The 16,849-nt window shown below is 58.3% G+C and carries 17 protein-coding genes; 8 read left to right on the forward strand and 9 right to left on the reverse strand.

Features of this window, described 5'->3' with window-relative positions; translation table 11 throughout:
* Positions 1-114: 114 nt before the first annotated feature.
* Positions 115-690, reverse strand: a complete 576-nt coding sequence (locus tag J7E24_RS05620; RefSeq protein WP_215136002.1) for an inorganic diphosphatase — start codon at positions 688-690, stop codon at positions 115-117.
* 164 nt (positions 691-854) lie between these two features.
* Between J7E24_RS05620 and J7E24_RS05625 the strand changes: the two genes are divergently transcribed.
* Positions 855-1,277, forward strand: coding sequence for a hypothetical protein (locus tag J7E24_RS05625; protein WP_215136004.1), 423 nt, complete (start codon positions 855-857; stop codon positions 1,275-1,277).
* Positions 1,278-1,430: 153 nt separating this feature from the next.
* Here the strand turns inward: J7E24_RS05625 and rplS are convergent, their stop codons facing one another.
* From rplS to J7E24_RS05665, 8 genes are all read right to left on the reverse strand, one after another.
* The gene (rplS, locus tag J7E24_RS05630; protein WP_215136006.1) at positions 1,431-1,814 is read right to left on the reverse strand and encodes a 50S ribosomal protein L19; all 384 of its coding nucleotides are present in this window, start codon (positions 1,812-1,814) and stop codon (positions 1,431-1,433) included.
* Between the two features lie 139 nt (positions 1,815-1,953).
* Positions 1,954-2,628, reverse strand: coding sequence for a tRNA (guanosine(37)-N1)-methyltransferase TrmD (gene trmD / locus J7E24_RS05635; protein ID WP_215136008.1), 675 nt, complete (start codon positions 2,626-2,628; stop codon positions 1,954-1,956).
* 11 nt (positions 2,629-2,639) lie between these two features.
* Positions 2,640-3,227, reverse strand: coding sequence for a ribosome maturation factor RimM (rimM, locus tag J7E24_RS05640; RefSeq protein ID WP_251047043.1), 588 nt, complete (start codon positions 3,225-3,227; stop codon positions 2,640-2,642).
* Between the two features lie 93 nt (positions 3,228-3,320).
* Positions 3,321-3,896: a 30S ribosomal protein S16 gene (locus tag J7E24_RS05645; RefSeq protein WP_215136010.1), complete on the reverse strand. Its 576-nt coding sequence runs from the start codon at positions 3,894-3,896 to the stop codon at positions 3,321-3,323.
* 206 nt (positions 3,897-4,102) lie between these two features.
* On the reverse strand, positions 4,103-4,858 hold the full coding sequence (locus J7E24_RS05650) for an acyl-CoA desaturase (protein ID WP_215136011.1): 756 nt from the start codon (positions 4,856-4,858) through the stop codon (positions 4,103-4,105).
* Between the two features lie 327 nt (positions 4,859-5,185).
* Complete coding sequence (locus J7E24_RS05655; protein ID WP_215136013.1) at positions 5,186-5,893, reverse strand: RluA family pseudouridine synthase; 708 nt, start codon at positions 5,891-5,893, stop codon at positions 5,186-5,188.
* A gap of 121 nt (positions 5,894-6,014) precedes the next feature.
* A complete protein-coding gene (gene panB, locus J7E24_RS05660; RefSeq protein ID WP_215136015.1) occupies positions 6,015-6,830 on the reverse strand; it encodes a 3-methyl-2-oxobutanoate hydroxymethyltransferase in 816 nt (271 codons plus the stop codon).
* A gap of 250 nt (positions 6,831-7,080) precedes the next feature.
* On the reverse strand, positions 7,081-10,032 hold the full coding sequence (locus J7E24_RS05665; RefSeq protein WP_215136017.1) for a putative LPS assembly protein LptD: 2,952 nt from the start codon (positions 10,030-10,032) through the stop codon (positions 7,081-7,083).
* An 88-nt stretch (positions 10,033-10,120) separates the two neighbouring features.
* Here J7E24_RS05665 and J7E24_RS05670 point away from each other — a divergent pair, with 88 nt between their 5' ends.
* From J7E24_RS05670 to J7E24_RS05700, 7 genes are all read left to right on the forward strand, one after another.
* Complete coding sequence (locus tag J7E24_RS05670) at positions 10,121-10,933, forward strand: N-acetylmuramoyl-L-alanine amidase family protein (RefSeq protein ID WP_410779720.1); 813 nt, start codon at positions 10,121-10,123, stop codon at positions 10,931-10,933.
* 63 nt (positions 10,934-10,996) lie between these two features.
* Positions 10,997-12,001, forward strand: coding sequence for an MlaD family protein (locus tag J7E24_RS05675; protein ID WP_215136019.1), 1,005 nt, complete (start codon positions 10,997-10,999; stop codon positions 11,999-12,001).
* Between the two features lie 302 nt (positions 12,002-12,303).
* Entirely contained in the window at positions 12,304-13,932 is a 1,629-nt protein-coding gene (locus J7E24_RS05680) for an acyl-CoA carboxylase subunit beta (RefSeq protein WP_215136021.1), read from the forward strand.
* A gap of 18 nt (positions 13,933-13,950) precedes the next feature.
* Complete coding sequence (locus J7E24_RS05685; RefSeq protein WP_215136023.1) at positions 13,951-14,376, forward strand: hypothetical protein; 426 nt, start codon at positions 13,951-13,953, stop codon at positions 14,374-14,376.
* An 81-nt stretch (positions 14,377-14,457) separates the two neighbouring features.
* Positions 14,458-15,027: a zeta toxin family protein gene (locus J7E24_RS05690; RefSeq protein WP_215136025.1), complete on the forward strand. Its 570-nt coding sequence runs from the start codon at positions 14,458-14,460 to the stop codon at positions 15,025-15,027.
* Positions 15,028-15,050: 23 nt separating this feature from the next.
* Complete coding sequence (locus J7E24_RS05695; protein WP_215136027.1) at positions 15,051-15,206, forward strand: hypothetical protein; 156 nt, start codon at positions 15,051-15,053, stop codon at positions 15,204-15,206.
* A gap of 165 nt (positions 15,207-15,371) precedes the next feature.
* The gene (locus tag J7E24_RS05700; RefSeq protein ID WP_215136029.1) at positions 15,372-16,550 is read left to right on the forward strand and encodes a hypothetical protein; all 1,179 of its coding nucleotides are present in this window, start codon (positions 15,372-15,374) and stop codon (positions 16,548-16,550) included.
* The last annotated feature ends 299 nt before the right edge of the window (positions 16,551-16,849 follow it).

Consider the following 16,849-nt stretch of genomic DNA (forward strand, 5'->3'; position numbering starts at 1 on the left):
GAGGTACCGTTGCTTTCCCAGTAGCGGCTATTGGTACGGACTATCACAAAAGCGCCCCGCCGGTACAACCGGCGGGGCGCTTTTGTGATAGTCCGTACCAGCAACCAAAGTTGGCTACCGCAGCCATTGGCGAATCAGCTGGCTGGCAGCCTTCTCATCTTTCCAGCCCACGATGCGCGTGTTGGGGGCACGGTTACGAAACCACAGGTCGAGGAAAGGTCTGACCGAAGGGTGGGTGCGCTGAAGGCTGGTCCAATCGGTGGCCTGGGGCAGGATGCGTTGGCTGGGCCGGGCCGGTACCGCTACCACCACCGGCCGTAGCACCCCATCTATGTCGAGCGTGAGCAGGGCCACGGGCAGCACCTCTAGCACGGTGCCGGTGGGCTGGCTTTCGGCCAGCAGCAGAGCCGGCAGGGGGTGGTCCTGTGGCGCATTGGGTGAGCTGGTGCCAGGTATAAATCCCAGGTTGCCGGGCGCTGGCAGAAACTCTACCACGGCGGCCAGCCCCGCTACTCTTCGCGGCTCAAATGTATCAGTCGTGGGGTTGTAGCGCTGCTCGTGGTTGGTGCCAGCCGGCGTTTCCACTACCAGCTGCAACAGCTTGCGGTCGGCCGAGAAAGTAGGTATATCGGAGTAGCGCGGGCCGCAGCCGACCAGCAGCAGGCAGAAAAGGTAAAGGTGTTGGCGCATGGTATAGCCTGAAAACAGTTTCCGTTCAGCCGGTAAGGCCGAATAGGACGAACATCGTGTGTTGTATAAGCACCGAAAGTACTTATAACCTTTCGCGAAAGGGCCGCGTTTGCCAACAATACACTATTCAACCGGTCGCTTTGGTGGCCCCAAACACTCTTCGCATGTCCTTTCACAAAATCCCCAAAGACGATACCCAGCACCAGGTTCACCTCGACGGCGCCATTACACTACTCGGCAACGACCTGCAGGAAGAAGCCAGCCGCGCCGGCCTCGATAACCACTTCCAGCGCTGGATTGAAGACCTCAAGGATACCAACAACCCCGAGCTGCACCAGTTGGTAGTCGACCTGCAGGACCTGAAGGCCCACTTCGGTGGCGGTGCCGTCAACCAAGATACCGTTACCCGCCTGATGGGCCGCCTAGGCACCAACACGCTGGCCGCCGCCAGCTTTGCCGAGAACCCCAACACGGCCGAGCGCATCACTAAACTAGGTGAGGCACTGAGCGCCGCCGCCAAGCAACTCCGAGGTGGCAACGACAATACGCCTGCCCAGGATCTGAAGCAGGACTCGCAGAACAACTAGATCCTGCTCAATCATAAAAAGAATGGGTAGTAAAGTTGCGCCTCAGACACAGTTTATCTGCCCATTCTTTTTATGATTGTGATAGGCTGCTATGCAAAAGAGCCGGTTCTCCGCAAGGAGAGCCGGCTCTTTTTATACTGGAAGCAACGCTGCTTACGCGGCGGCTACTGCCTTGGGGGCGTTCAGGCGACGCTCCTTGATACGAGCTGCTTTGCCCGACAGGCCACGCAGGTAGTACAGACGGGCGCGACGCACCTTACCGCGACGGATAACCTCTACCTTCTCGATGTTTGGCGAGAGGAGGGGGAAAATCCGCTCGGTACCAATCTGGTTCGAGATTTTACGCACGGTGAAAGTTTCGCCGTTGGTGCTGGTGTTCTTACGCTGGATTACAACGCCCTGGAACTGCTGCACGCGCTCCTTGTTACCCTCACGAATTTTCACGTGGACGTTGATGGTGTCGCCGGCGGCAAAACGGGGGAAGCTGGCGCGGCGCTCCTGTGACTCTTGCTCAATAAAATCGAGTAGTACGCTCATGGTTGAAAAGACGATAAAGGACGGTCGCGCCGCCCCGGGGGTTTCTGGTAAAGAGGCGCAAATATAGCGCTCTGTTTTTAGATTGTGAAATGCTGAGGTGGTGAAACGCTGACAGTTGCCTGTACAGCTCTACTCCTCACTACTCCAGTAAGTCTGGCCGGCGCTGTTGGGTGCGGGCCAGGGCTTGTGCGTGGCGCCAGACGTCAATTTTCGGGGTGTTGCCCGAAAGCAGAATTTCTGGCACCGGTTGGCCCCGCCATTCAGCGGGCCGGGTATAGATGGGCGGCGAGAGCAGGTTGTCCTGAAACGAGTCGCTCAGGGCTGATTCTTCGTTGCCCAGCACGCCGGGCAGCAACCGAACCACGGCGTCTACCAGCACTGCCGCGCCTAGCTCACCTCCGCTCAGCACGTAGTCGCCTACACTGATTTCGTGGGTGACATAGGTTGCCCGAATCCGCTCATCGACGCCCTTGTAATGCCCGCAGAGCAACAATAAGTTGCCACTGAGCGACAGACGGTTGACCAGCGGCTGGCGCAGGGTTTCGCCGTCGGGCGTGAGGTAGATGATGGCATCGTAGGTGCGTTGGGCCAATAGCTCGTCGAAACAGGCTGCAATGGGCTCCACACGTAACACCATGCCGGCACCTCCTCCGAATACGTAATCGTCAATCTGGCCGTGCTTGTTGATGGCATAGCGGCGCAGATCGTGCAAGTGGATTTCTGCCAGTCCTTTTTCCTGGGCGCGTTTCACGATGGAATGCGCAAAGGGGCTGACCAGCAAATCCGGCTGGCACGTGACGATGTCGATCCGCATAAGCTGAACGGTTACGCGGCCGGCTCGTCGTCGTCTGATTCCTGCTCGTCGTTAGGCGAAGAAGGCGTCAGGTAAACGTCGAGCAGGCCGTCGGGCAGCCGCACCACTAGGCGGCGGGCCGCCTGGTCGGCGCGCAGCACCAGCTCATCCACTACCGGAATCAGGACTTCCTGGCCCTGGTAACGCATGCCCAGTACATCCTGCCGGGGCAGCTCATAGAAGGCTTCCACCACACCCAGCTCGCCCAGCACCTCATCGACAACCGTGTAGCCAACCACATCGTGGAAGTAGAACTGGTTATCAGCTAAAGTAGGCAGCTCGGCCAGCGGGCGCCAGAGTTTGGCGTTGCGCAGGGGCTCGGCGTCCTCAATCCGGTCGATGCCTTTCAGCTTGAACAAAACCTTGTTATCGGTCTGGGGCTGAAATTTCTCGACCTCGTAGGCTACCAGCTTGCTGGGGGCGGCGGGCATTTCCAGCCACACCATTTGAAGCTTGCGGTAGTCGTTGAGGTCGTCCACATCGAAAAAGGCCACCACAAACCCTTTCAGGCCATGGGGTTTCCCGAGGGAGCCCAGCTGGTAGCAGTCGTCGATTTTCATGGAGGGGTGGTGCTTGGCGCGATAGAAGCTGAGCAGCCGGAAAGAAGCAGCGCCTTGGCGGCATTGGTGCTTTCCGGTTGCTCAGCTTGCTAACTATTCGGCGGCGGCTTCGGTGGTTTCTTCGGTCGAAGCAGCGGCTTCGGTCGTTTCGCCTTCGGCTTCCGACGTGGCTTCCTCGTTTACGGGAGCCGGGGCGTTGGCAGCCTCGATGGCGGCCAGCTTGGCGCGCTGAGCTTCCGAGCGGGCATCCTTCACCTTGGTTTCGGCGGCCAGACGCTGCTGACGAGCCTCATCCTTGGCGGTGCCGAGGCTGGTGCGCTTGCCTTCGATCTTGGCATCCTTGTCGTCTTTCCAGGCAGTGTAACGCTCATCGGCAGTTTCCTGCGAAATAGCGCCTTTGATTACACCCAGCTGCAGGTGCTTGCGATAGAGCACCCCGCGGTACGAGAGCATAGCCCGTACGGTGTCGGTGGGCTGGGCACCTTTCATAATCCAGTCGAACGCCTTGTCGCCATCGAAGTTGATGGTAGCGGGGTTGGTCTGGGGGTTGTAGGTACCGATTTTCTCGATGAAGCGACCATCACGCGGAGCGCGCGAGTCAGCAATAACGATGTCGAACATTGCGGCCTTCTTGCGGCCGCGGCGGGCGAGGCGGATTTTAACTGCCATAAACCGGTGGGGTTAAGCGACGCATCCCGTGCGTCTGGTTGAAAATGAGGTGCAAAGGTACTCACATATTGCCCGGATTAAAAGCATTGCCCGGATTCAAATCGGCCCTTCACCTCTTCGACTGATCCGATAAGCGTGAAAAAGGGCTTCCCCGAGTGGAGAAGCCCTTTTCCATGAAGAAACAGCTGACGCTACTTCGCAAAAGCCTACGCGGCCATCTGTACGTCTTCCTGCCACTTACGCTTGATTTTCACCACTTTCACCTTATCCAATGCCCAGATAAAAGCATAAGTAGGATCAAGCTCCCACTTCTTCACGCCGAAATTGACGCGCATGGGCAGCTTGTGGTGGTTGTTCTGGAACAACTCGCCGAACGCGAGAAAGTCGAAAGGCAGCGTGTTTTTGGAGTGGTCGTGGTTGTCAAAGTTCTGGTAGCCGTACTTGTGGCCGCCCCAGTTCACGATGGCGCCATGAATCGGGCCCATCAGAAAGTGTAGCGGCAACAGCAGGAACTGCCACCAAGCCGTAGCGAAGTTCACGTAGAACAGTACGTAGAGCGTGCCCCAGGCTACGCGCGAGTACCATTTGTCGCCCAAGTTCTCGATGAGGTCCCACTCGGGGTAGTCACCCTCGAAGCGCTCGGCGGCGGCATAGTCGCGGTTGAGCACGGCGTTGTAGATGTTCTTAGTCTTCCACATCATCGTAAAGGCGTTCGACGAGTACAGCGGCGAGTGCGGGTCCAGCTCCGTATCGGAGTAGGCGTGGTGCATGCGGTGCAGCAGGGCATAAGCCCGCGGCGACAGGAACGAGGAGCCCTGACAGATGTAGGTGAACAGGAAGAAGAACTTCTCCCAAAACTTGTTCATCGTAAACATTTTGTGCGCCGCATAGCGGTGCAGGTAAAACGTCTGCGTGAACAGCGACAGGTAGTAGTGCGCGACGAAGAAAACGAGTATTGCCATGAAGGGGGCAGAAAAAGTGAGGAGGTCTTGGGGAAGGGCTACCGGAGCGTACAGCCAGCAAAGCGCGGAAATACTATATAAGTTCAGCAACCATACCGCAAAACTACGGCTACCCCCACTGCCAGTGCAATTTCCCTGCCCAAAAGGCCATAATGTTGTTGGGGAGCCAGTAGGGGTGAGAACCGAATACGTCGGAAAACCAGAACGTCATTCAGAGCGAAGCGAAGAATCTCGCGTGCAATGGTAACTCCTGATGATAGGATTACTTTGGCACGCGAGATTCTTCGCTTCGCTCTGAATGACGTTCTTTCAGCTAACAGCTCAAAATTAATAATACGCCTCAGCCGCTTCCCAATGGGCCATGTCCGGCAGCGGGGCTACGATGCGCATATCTGCCTGGGTAACGGGGTGCTTGAACTGCAGCTCGCGGGCGTGCAGGGCAATGCTTACATCGGGCAGCGGGGCCAGGAAGCCGTACTTCACGTCGCCGACGATGGGGGTGCCCAGGCCGGTGCTCAGCTGCACCCGAATCTGGTGGGGACGGCCCGTGATAGGGTTCACCTGCACCAGAAAACGGCTGCCAGCCTCGCCCAGCACCTGGTAGTCAAGGTCTGACTTCTGGCCCTGGCCGTGGCGCTCGGTGTAGGCCTTGGTTACGTTGCGGATGGGGTCTTTGACCAGCCAGTGCGTAAGGTGGCCCGAGATGGGGGAGGGGCACTTCCCAGTGAGGGCCCAGTAAGTTTTGCTGATTTTGTTGTCGCGGAACAACTCATTCATGCGGCTCAGGGCCTTGCTGGTTTTGGCCAGCACTACCACGCCACTTACCGGCCGGTCGAGGCGGTGTACCACGCCCACAAAGGCGGCGCCGGACTTTTTGTATTTGAAGCGCAGGTATTCCTCGGCCTTATTAGACAACGGTTCGTCGCCGGTGGCGTCGCCCTGCACGAGCAGGCCGGCAGGCTTGTTGATGATGAGCAGATGATTGTCTTCGAACAGAATTTCCTTCTGCTCCGACCACAGGTTGGGACGGTTCACTCGGTGGTTAATTATGAATTATGAATTATGAATTTTGAATTGGAGGCGCCCAACTCACTCATGCGAGTGCACACCAACAATCGGCCAATTCATACTTCATAATTCAACATGCATAATTCAACTAATACGCTTCGTCCGGGGTGGGGAAGTCGCGGGCTTTTACGTCCTGGATATAGCGCTGCACGGCGTCGTGCATGGCGTCGCCGAGGTCGGCGTAGCGGCGCAGGAAGCGAGGCTTGAACTCTTTGGTGATGCCCAGCATATCGTGCACTACCAGCACCTGCCCGTCCACGTCGGGGCCGGCCCCGATGCCGATGACGGGAATGGTGAGTTGCTCGGCCACGCGCTTGGCCAGGCCCGACGGGATTTTCTCCAGCACGAGGGCAAAGCAGCCGATTTCCTGCAGCAGCAGGGCATCATCAATGAGCTTCTGTGCTTCCACTTCTTCCTTGGCCCGCACCGAGTACGTGCCAAATTTATAAATACTTTGCGGAGTAAGCCCCAGATGGCCCATCACCGGAATACCAGCCGTAAGGATACGGGTGATGCTGTCCTTGATTTCGGCGCCACCTTCCAGCTTGATGCCGTGGCCGCCCGACTCTTTCATGATGCGGATGGCCGAACGCAGCGCCTCCGACGAGTTGCCCTGGTAGGAGCCAAACGGCATGTCCACCACCACAAAGGCGCGTTTTACGGCGCGCACCACGCTCTGGGCGTGGTAAATCATCTGGTCGAGGGTGATGGGTAGCGTGGTTTCGTGGCCGGCCATTACGTTGGAAGCCGAGTCGCCGACGAGCAGCACATCAATGCCCGCACCGTCCAGAATCTGCGCCATCGAGAAGTCGTAGGCCGTGAGCATGGAGATTTTCTCGCCGCGCTCCTTCATGGCCAGCAGCTGGTGCGTGGTCACGAGTTTCACTTCCTTGTGTTGGGACATGTTTTTTTAGCTGTTAGCTAGTAGCTGATGGCTGTTAGCTGAGGTTCTGAATAATGCTTCCGTTTCCCTTTAAAGCCGCGCAACCTGCAGGTGTTCACGACCAAGTAGCAGGGGCATTGCGGGGCTGCAACGTAATCGGCCGGCTCCAAGCTTGCCGGGACTTGTTGGAGCGGGAAAGCAAAGCTGCGGTTTTTTCAGAAGATACGAACAAAGCTACCAGCTAATAGCTGTCAGCTACCAGCTAAAAAAACTACAGGTTGTTGAGGAAAGTGCGGTTGCGGCTCAGCTTGAGGCTTTGCAGTAGGGCCGATTTGGCGGCAATCGTTACAAAGTAGCCGCGGGCCGGGCCGAAGGGCGTCCAGGTGCCATTTATCTGCCAGCAGTGCAGGTCCTTGGTCAGGTCGAGGCGGGTGAAGGCGGGCGTTTTGTTGACGAAGTCGTAGTTGGAGCTGAAACCGAAGCGCAGGCTTTCGGTGAGCTTGACTGAGCCGTTGAGGTTGAGCGAGGCAGCCGTGTAAGGCCCTTTGCGCACCCGGCCGGGCCGCGCCGGCAGCGGACCCTGGTTCTGGTAAGTAAGAGCAAAGGCCGTGTTCAGCTCCCAGGGAATCTCGAAATTCACGTAGTCCTCGTAAGGGTTGAGCGGTGTAACCGCTCCCAGCTGCGGGTCGTTTACGGGGGCCACATCACGCTTTACCGCCGATTTGCGGGTTCCCTGGCTGGGGTTGAACTGGTAGGCCAGGTTCATGCTGGCGCCGGTCAGGCGCGCCAGCCGCACCTTCGACTGCTGCCACAGGTACTTGTCGCGCAGCCGGCCCAGCGAGTCCTGCTGGTAGGGGCTGAGCTGGCCGTTGATAAACACCGTGAGCTTGCGGGCTACCTCGGTATTGAAGGCAAAGGAGATGGGGTCGAGGTTGAAGCCGCCAACCCGCTCGAAATCGTAGCCGCCCGAGAACGTGAGGTCGCGGATAAGGGCCACCTTATTGAAAGGGGTGGTGCCGGTGGTATCGTTGGAGTTGCGCACTTTCAGTTCCACCGAGTTCTGCAGCTGAAACGACAGCCGGTTGTTGGAGCTGTTGAGCGGGACGCCGTAGATGAAGTTGTTGAACTGCGGAAACGGTACTCCGTTGGCGTAAAGTGGGTTGGCAGAGTACAGCTGGCCGGTGGTAGGGTCGCGCAGGTCCTGCAAATTCAAGTTCTGGAAAGCCTGTGCGCCCGGCAGGTTCTTGGGCGCATAGCTGTAGCCGATGCTGGGCGTAACCTTGTGGCGCAACGCCTGCAACTTGCGGTTGCCCTTGCGGATAATGGTGCCGTAGAACGATGTGTTGAGGTTAAGGTTAGCTGAGCCCGTGGGCAGGCGGTTGAAGCTGACCGTGGTGTCTATTTCTACGGCCCGAGCCAGTTGGTTGTACTTGTAATCGAGCCGTTTGAAGTACCAGACCTCGTTGTAGGTGATACCGGGACTGATATTGAATTTGCTGACAGTGTAGCTGCCCAGCGTGATGTTGAAGTCGTGCTTCATGCCCGTCTGGGAGTTGCGCAGCAGCTGGTTCAGGTTGCCCAGCTTGATGGGCGTAATGTAGGGGTCGCGCGAGCCGCCCAGCAGCGGAATGGTGCCACTGTTGAGCAGCCGGGCCGGCACGTTGTTGGTGAGGCTGTTGCGGAAGGTGAGGTTGTAGGAAAACGCCAGCTGCTCGTACGCCTTGCGGGGCCGGATTTTTAGAATATCGTACACATACTGCCGGGCCAGGCCCACCGACAGGTCGGGCAGGTTGGCCGTCATCGTGCCCAGGCGGGTGTCCTGGGTCTGGCTGAGCTGCAGCGCGTAGTTGATGGGGGCGTTGCGCAGCTGTTTGGAGTAGCTGATGTTCGACTGAAACGAGGCGCTCAGGTAATTGCGCGTATTGAACGTGGCGCTGCGCTGGTACGCACCATTAGCCGATTGCAGGTTTACGCTGGCCGAAAACCGCCCGCCGCCCGGCCGCGGTACCGGCGTGTGCCGCCAGCTGAGGGCAAAGGAGTTCGATGAACTGGGAGGCGTGTACGTGGGGTTAGTGTTGGCGTCGGTGCTGTTGAAGATTTTCTCGATGGGCTGCGAGTTGAAGCTGAACGTGAACAGACCGTCGTACTTGTAGCGCGTGATGTACTGCATCTCGGCTGTACCCCGCCAGCCCCCAAACCGGTCGCTGTTGCCGGCGTAGATGTCGCCCGTCAGGCGCACGCCAATGTGCTCGTTGGCGGCCCAATAGTAGCCGCCGTTGCGCAGGAAAAAGCCCCTGTCGGCGGCCTGCCCGAACGTGGGGATGATGAGGCCTGAGGCTCGCTTGTTGGTTTTGGGCGTGGGAAAGTAGCCGAACAGAAAGCCCAGCGGCGTCGGAATATCCCCGATAACCAGGTTGAACGGCCCAGTGATGACCTGCTCCCCGGGGATGAGCTTCATTTTAGAAGCATTGATGTAGAAGTGCGGGTGTTCGAGGTTGCAGGTGGTGTAGCTGCCGTGCAGGCCGTCGATGTCGCCATTGGGCTGGCGCTTGATCTTTTCGGCATGAATAAAGCCCTCGCCCTGCTTGGTTACCACATCGGTAATGCGGCCACGCTTGCTCTTGATGTTGTAGTCGATGCGGCCGGCCTGATAGGTTTCGGCGCCCTGCGTGAACAGCGGCCGGTCCTGTACCTTGCCCGTCGAGTCGGCTGCGCCTTCGGCCGTTACCAGGTCGAGCGCATAGTCAATCGTAATCAGGGCCGCTTTCAGGTTCACGTCGCCGTAGGTCACGTCGGCCTTGTCGTACAGAATAGCGCGCTTGTTCTGCACCTCGAACCGGATGGAGTCCTGGGCCTTGTAGACCACGGTGGTTTCCACGGCACCCTTGCGGCCCGGGCTCGCGCCCAGCAGCACCGAATCGGGGGTGCCGCCCACCTGCAGGCCGGCGGTAGTCGTATCGGTGCGCACGCGGCCGTCGGGCTTGGGCGGGTTCACAATGGTGGGCAGCGGGCGCACGTCGCCCGGCGCGTTGGTGCTCGGCGAAACCTGCGTGCCCGGCGGCGGCGTTGGGTTGGGCACCTGCTGAGCGGGCAGCGGCTTTTGCCGGGTAGGCGTTTGTTGCGCTTGGGCCGGGCGCACAAGCAACCCCACGCTCAGCAGCAGCGTAAGCACCGCCACTGGCGCTGGCCGAAGCCCGAATAAGCGTGTTAAGAGATGAAACACAGGCGCGAATAGGGCCACGTAGTTATTTATCGTTTATTTTGTGGCGGTTTGCAAAGGTAGCCGGTAGCTGCCTCAACTAACGAACTCCGTGCGGAATATTGTCGCTCTGGGTGTGGCGACCCTTCTTCTTTTCGCCGAATTTACTTCTCCCTTCACGCCGGCTCCGCAGTTGGTGGCCCCAACCCCCGTGCGCTACAAACTCCGGACGGTGGTGCTCGATGCCGGCCACGGGGGCAAAGACCGGGGCTGCGCCGGCGTATCGGCCCGCGAGGCCGACGTGGCCCTGAAGCTGGTGCTGGCCCTGGGCAAGGAAATTGAGGGGAAGATGCCCGAGGTGAAGGTGGTGTATACCCGCAAAACCGACGTGTTTGTGGAGCTGGCCGACCGCGCCAACATTGCTAATAATCACAATGCCGACCTGTTTATCTCCATCCACTGCAACGCCGCCTCTCCTACGGCCCACGGCACCGAGGTCTGGACGATGGGCCCGCACAAAACCGACGCCAACCTAGCCGTAGCCAAGCGCGAAAACTCGGTTATTCTGCAGGAAGACAACTACAAAGAGCAATACAACGGCTTCGACCCCACCTCGCCCCAGAGCCATATCCTGTTCAGCCTGTTTCAGAGTGCTTATATGGTGAACAGCCTGCGCTTTGCCCAGAAGGTCGACCGGCATTTTCGTACCACGCTCAAGCGTCCCTCGCGGGGCGTGAAGCAGGCGGGCTTTCTGGTGCTCTGGAAGTCGGCCATGCCGGCCGTGCTGATTGAGTCGGGGTTTCTCACCAACCGGCAGGAAGAACTGTATCTGAACGATAAAACCAATCAGGCGTATATGGCTTCGAGCATCTACCAGGCTTTCCGCGAATACAAGCAGGAACTGGAAACCGGCTCGGGCGACTAGTCGGCCGTGCAACTACGGGCCCGGCTACTGGCTCTCTCCTCTCATACATAACTGCGACCTCCCGTGTCCAAAGAAATAAAAGTGGCCCTGCTGGGCATAGTGGCCGTAGGGCTGCTTATTTTCGGCTTCAACTTCTTGAAGGGCAGTAATATTCTGTCGTCGGACCGCACCTACTTTGCCAAGTATGACAACGTAGATGGCCTTGCAATAGGTAATCCGGTGGTGCTCAACGGTATCAAGGTGGGCCAGGTGAAACAGATGGAGCTGCTGCCCGAAGAAGGCAACCGCGTAAAGGTGTCGGTGGAGCTTCAGAAGGGCGTAACGGTGGGCGACTCGACAGTGGCCAGCCTGAGCGGCTCATTGCTGGGCTCGAAAACCATTACCCTATTTCTGGGCCGTAATTCCAAGGTGTTCGAGGGGGGCGAGGAGTTGAAATCGTACACCGTGGCCAGCCTCACCGATGCTTTCCAGGCCAAGGCGCTGCCGGTGCTCGGTACCGTCGATTCGACGCTGACCAAAGTGAATGCCTTCCTCAGCAAGGATGCCCGCCTGAGCCTGCAGGCCACGCTGCTCAACAGCCAAGCCGCTACCGAAGCTGTCAAGAACCTGCTGTTGCTCAATCAGCGCAACATCAACCAGATTACCAGTAACATGGCTCAGCTCACGACCGAGCTTAACAAGACCAGCAAGAAGTTCGACCGAGTGGCTTCCAACTTCGCCCAGCTCAGCGACTCGCTGAAAGATGCGCCTATCGGCCCGGCCATGCGCAAGCTCAACAACACCATGACCGAGGCGCAAAGCGCCGTTACGGCGCTTAACCGCTCGCTCACCGACCAGCAGGGCTCACTTGGCAAGCTGCTCTCCGACAGCACACTCTACCGCAACCTCAACGCCACCGCCGCCAGCTCCAACGCCCTGATTTCTGACCTGCAGGCCAACCCCAAGAAGTACGTACACTTCTCGGTATTCGGGGGCGGCAAAAAATCGAAGAAAGAAGTGGAAACCACGGTTACCAAGCCCAATGGCACGGTTGTCGAAACCGAGCTGGAAACCAAAACGGTGAAATAGCCCGGCCGGCTTCCGCCAATCTGCTTACCTTTGAAATCCGCCCACTCAGGCGGATTTCTTTGGTTTTAGCTGCTATCGGAAACGGCAGGAACTGAAAAAAACGGTGTCATGCTGAGCGAAGGCGCGAGCCGTAGTTGAAGCATCTCTACCGCTTCGTTGCAGTAGTTGCGTAGTCGACAGAGTTAGCATTGCAGTAGAGATGCCTCTGCTACAGCTCGCGCCTTCGCTCAGCATGACACCGTCTTTTTTTTAGTTCAAAAACCCCGCCTACTCACTCATCCCACCCATTCCCACCCCCTTCAATGAACCTCGAATTCAACAAAAACGAAGACAGCCTCAAGCAGCTCATTTTCCAACTTTCGCAACGCAGCAAGCGCGTGGCCTTGGGCGGCGGCGAGAAAAGCATGGCCAAGCACAAAGCCAAAGGCAAGCTCACGGCCCGCGAGCGGATTGCCTACCTGCTGGATAAGGATGCCGACACCGTGGAAATCGGGGCGTTTGCCGGCGAGGGGATGTACCAGGACGAAGGCGGCTGCCCCAGCGGCGGCGTGGTAGTGATGATTGGCTGGGTGCAGGGCCGCCAGTGCGTGGTGGTGGCCAACGACGCCACCGTGAAGGCGGGCGCCTGGTTCCCGATTACGGCCAAGAAAAACCTGCGGGCCCAGGAAATCAGCATCGAAAACAAGCTGCCCATCATCTACCTCGTCGATTCGGCGGGCGTGTACCTGCCCATGCAGGACGAGATTTTTCCCGACAAGGAGCACTTCGGCCGCATCTTCCGCAACAACGCCGTGATGAGCTCCATGGGCATCGTGCAGATGGCCGCCATTATGGGCCCCTGCGTGGCCGGCGGCGCCTATCTGCCTATTATGTCCGACGAGGCCATGATTGTGGACGGCACCGGCTCAGTATTCCTGGCGGGTTCCTACCTGGTGAAATCGGCCATTGGCGAGAGTATCGACAACGAGACGCTGGGCGGCGCTTCTACCCACTCCGAAATTTCGGGCGTGACCGACTACAAGTTTGCCACCGACGAGGAGTGCCTCGACCATCTGCGCAACATCTTCGACAAGCTCGGCGGACAGGCTACGGCGGGTTTCTCGCGCAAGGAGGCCGCGCTGCCCAAGGAAAACCCCGAGGAAATCCTGGGTTTGTTGCCCGCCGACCGCGCCAAGCCCTACGACATGATGGACATCATCAACCGGCTGGTCGATAACTCGGAGTTTGAGCCCTACAAGGACCTCTACGGCCAGACGCTGCTGTGCGGGCTGGCCCGCATTGATGGCTGGGCGGTGGGCATCGTGGCCAACCAGCGCAAAATCGTGAAGACCAAGAAGGGCGCCATGCAAATGGGCGGCGTCATCTACTCCGACTCGGCCGACAAGGCCGCGCGCTTCATCATGAACTGCAACCAGAAGAAGATTCCGCTGCTGTTCCTGCACGACGTATCGGGCTTCATGGTGGGCTCGCAGAGTGAGCACGGCGGCATCATCAAAGACGGGGCAAAGATGGTGAATGCCATGGCCAACTCGGTGGTACCCAAGTTCTCGGTAATCGTGGGCAACAGCTACGGCGCCGGCAACTACGCCATGTGCGGCAAAGCATATGACCCCCGCCTGATAGTAGCCTGGCCGACGGCCCAGCTGGCCGTAATGAGCGGCGCGGCGGCGGCCAACACGCTGCTCCAGATTCAGGTGGCCTCGCTCAAGTCCAAGGGCCAGGAAATCACGCCCGAAGCCGAAAAGGAGCTGCTCGACACCATCAAGGCCCGCTACGACGAGCAACTCTCGCCCTACTACGCCGCCGCCCGCCTCTGGGTCGACGCCATCATCGACCCCCGCGAAACCCGCAAGGTTATTTCCCAAGGCATCAGCATGGCCAACCACGCCCCGATTGAGAAGGCGTATAATGTGGGGGTTATTCAGGTGTGAGCTTAGGCATGAAGTGGTATGCAAATTCTGGTTTTTATATTAATAACAAGCAGCCTTACCTTTTCTACGCTCAGCGTTGTTGGCCAGCAACGCAAGCTCACTCTTGAAGAATACAGCAGCTCTGGAGTTAACAAATTGACTTTCTACAGTGCTGAATGTGCTAAAGCATCTTCCTTGGCTGAGATAGATATTGTAAAGCAGATGCCTTTCTTAGTATTGAAGAGTGGTCTTGCCCCTCAAGCTTTCGCGTCTGATACGACCTTCGAAAATACTTACGGGGTGTTTTATAAAGAAACAGGCTGTGTTGGTCCGGTACAGGAATGTGTGGTTTTATATAATCAACGAATTTTCGAGTATTTGATGGACACATATGGTAATCGTTGGATGAGAACTGTTCGCAAGGATGTAGTTGGCTTCAGAGAGTGGAAGAAGAAGCGCAAATGATGTAATTACCAACGGCCCGCCAGCTCCCCCCGGAACGGCGGGCTGCGGGCGTTTTTGGAGTAGCGGCTTATCTTCAGGTCTATGAAAATCCTATACATCCTGGCGGGCTGCAATGGGGCGGGCAAAACAACGGCTGCCTACGCGTTGCTGCCGAATCTGCTGGACTGCCGAGAGTTCGTGAATGCCGATGAAATTGCGCGGGGCCTCTCGCCGTTTCAGCCCGAAGCGGTGAGCGTGCAGGCGGGCCGGCTGATGCTTACGCGGCTGCGGGAACTGCTGGCGGCCGGCGAAACTTTCGCGCTGGAAACCACGCTGGCCACACGGCATTACCTGGCTTTCATTCGGGAGGCACAGGCGCGGGGCTACACGGTGCATCTGCTGTTTTTCTGGCTTAGTTCCGTGGAAGCGGCCGTTGAGCGGGTCCGGGTGCGGGTCCTGGAGGGTGGCCACAACATTCCCGAAGATGTTATTCGCCGCCGTTATGAATTGGGGCTGCAGTATTTCTTTGGCCGCTATCAGAACGCTGTGGACAGCTGGACGTTTATTGATAATACCAAGGGGAATCCAAAGAGGATAGCGGAATGCAATGCCGGACAACTTGTTACCTTAGACCCGGTAACGTGGCAACTCTTAACGACCCAATACGCATGACTACAGCAGAGCAACCCACCACTATGAGCCAGCGCATTCAAGAGGGCTTGGACATAGCCTATGAAAACATGTTGGCCTTCAAACGCTACAAGAAAACGCCGGTAATTATTGTGCGGGATGGGCAAGTGGTGGCAGTATCACCGGATGAGTTGCCACCGGTAGCGCAAAAGGCTGCCTGATTTCCCCATTGTTCCCCGTTATACTCCGGCCCGCCAGCTCCACCCGGAGCGGCGGGCCGCTGGCGTTTTCAGGTCGCTGCCCCAGCGTGGGGCCGTTGCGACCTGAATAAAGTGTCAAAAACCGGAAACGGCCGTAATTTGCCTGTCCACTTCGATTATTTCGCTATGGCCAAGAAGAAAACCCCGGCGGCTCAGCCGGCCCTCGTCCACATTCCCAACGCGGGCAAAGGGACCGACGCGCTTTCCAAGGAGCAAAAGGCTTTTAACAGGCTCACCAAGCAGATTACCAAGCTCGAAACCGAGGTGGGCGAGTTCCGGGCTGCTGCCGATACGCTGCGGCAGCGGGTGCAGAACGAGTACCGGCCCCTGCAAACCCAGCACCACGACCAGCGCGCCGCTATGGTGCGGGCCCTGGGCCTAGCCTACGAACAGCAGAAGCTCACCAAAACCGAGCGCAAAAAAATAGTGGACCTGGTAGTGGATAAGTGCGCCGACCTGCTCGATAGGGGCTACGACGACCTGGCCCCCATTTTCGACCTGCTCGACCCGCCGCCCACGCCCGAGGAAGCGGCGGCCCTGGAGGCAGAAGAGGCCGACCTGGAAGCCCAGACGGCCGAGATGATGAAGGACATGTACCGACGGCAGTTCGGCATCGAGTTCGAGGAAGGCGTGGATGTGAGTACGCCCGCCAAGTTTCAGGCCTATGTGGCCCAGCAGATGGCCGTCCAGCAGGAGGCCTACGAGCAGCAGGAAGCCGAAGCGGAGGAGCGCCGGAGCAAGCGCAAAAAGAGCCTCAAGCAGCAGGCCGCCGCCGATAAGAAGAAAGCCGAGGAGCAGAACATCACCCAAGCCGTGCGCACGCTGTACATGGATCTGGTAAAGCACCTGCACCCAGACCGGGAGCCCGACGAGGCCGAGAAAATCCGTAAAACCGAGCTGCTGGCCCGCGTGACCACCGCCTACAAGGCCAACGAGTTGCTCACGCTGCTGCGCCTGCAGCTGGAGCTTAACCGCATCGACCAGGCCCACCTCGAAAACCTGGCCGAAGACCAACTGCGCTACTTCAATAAGCTGCTGCGCGAACAGGTCCGGGAGCTGGACCAGCAGCTGCTGAATGAGCAGATGGGGCTGCAGAGCTTAACCGGCAAGCCCTATTACTACACCAGCAGCCCCGCCAGTATGGAGCTGGATTTTCTGCAGATGAAGGCCAGCTTGGAACAGCGAATCCGGCAGCTGGAGGCCGAGGTAACCGCTTTCGGCCACGACCCAAAGGCCCTCAAGGCGTTTCTCAAGGACTACAAAATTCCCAAGGCTGGCCCGGCCCCCCGGTTCATTCGGCTGTGAGAAGCAGCGCCGACAAGTAGCCGGGCGGGGTGATTTGAAAGCTGCGTGGAAGTAGTGTGGCCCTGGTAAACCGCCCGGTCGCTTCCGCTTGCCCACTCGTGCTAGTGAATAGAGTGTCATGCTTTGCTGCACTCTGCATGACGTTCTTTCGACCAACTATCCACGTACTCTACAACCCTGGTTTGCTTCCGGTAAGTGCTGCCAACCGAACAAAACGGCCCGGCCAACGTGTTATCTACCGGCAACCTTTCCACCTAAAACGGCGTCGGTTGTGTTTATCGGCTTATTTTGTCTGCTCC

The sequence above is a fragment of the Hymenobacter sp. ISL-91 genome, from assembly GCF_018613725.1.
Classification (GTDB): Bacteria; Bacteroidota; Bacteroidia; order Cytophagales; family Hymenobacteraceae; genus Hymenobacter.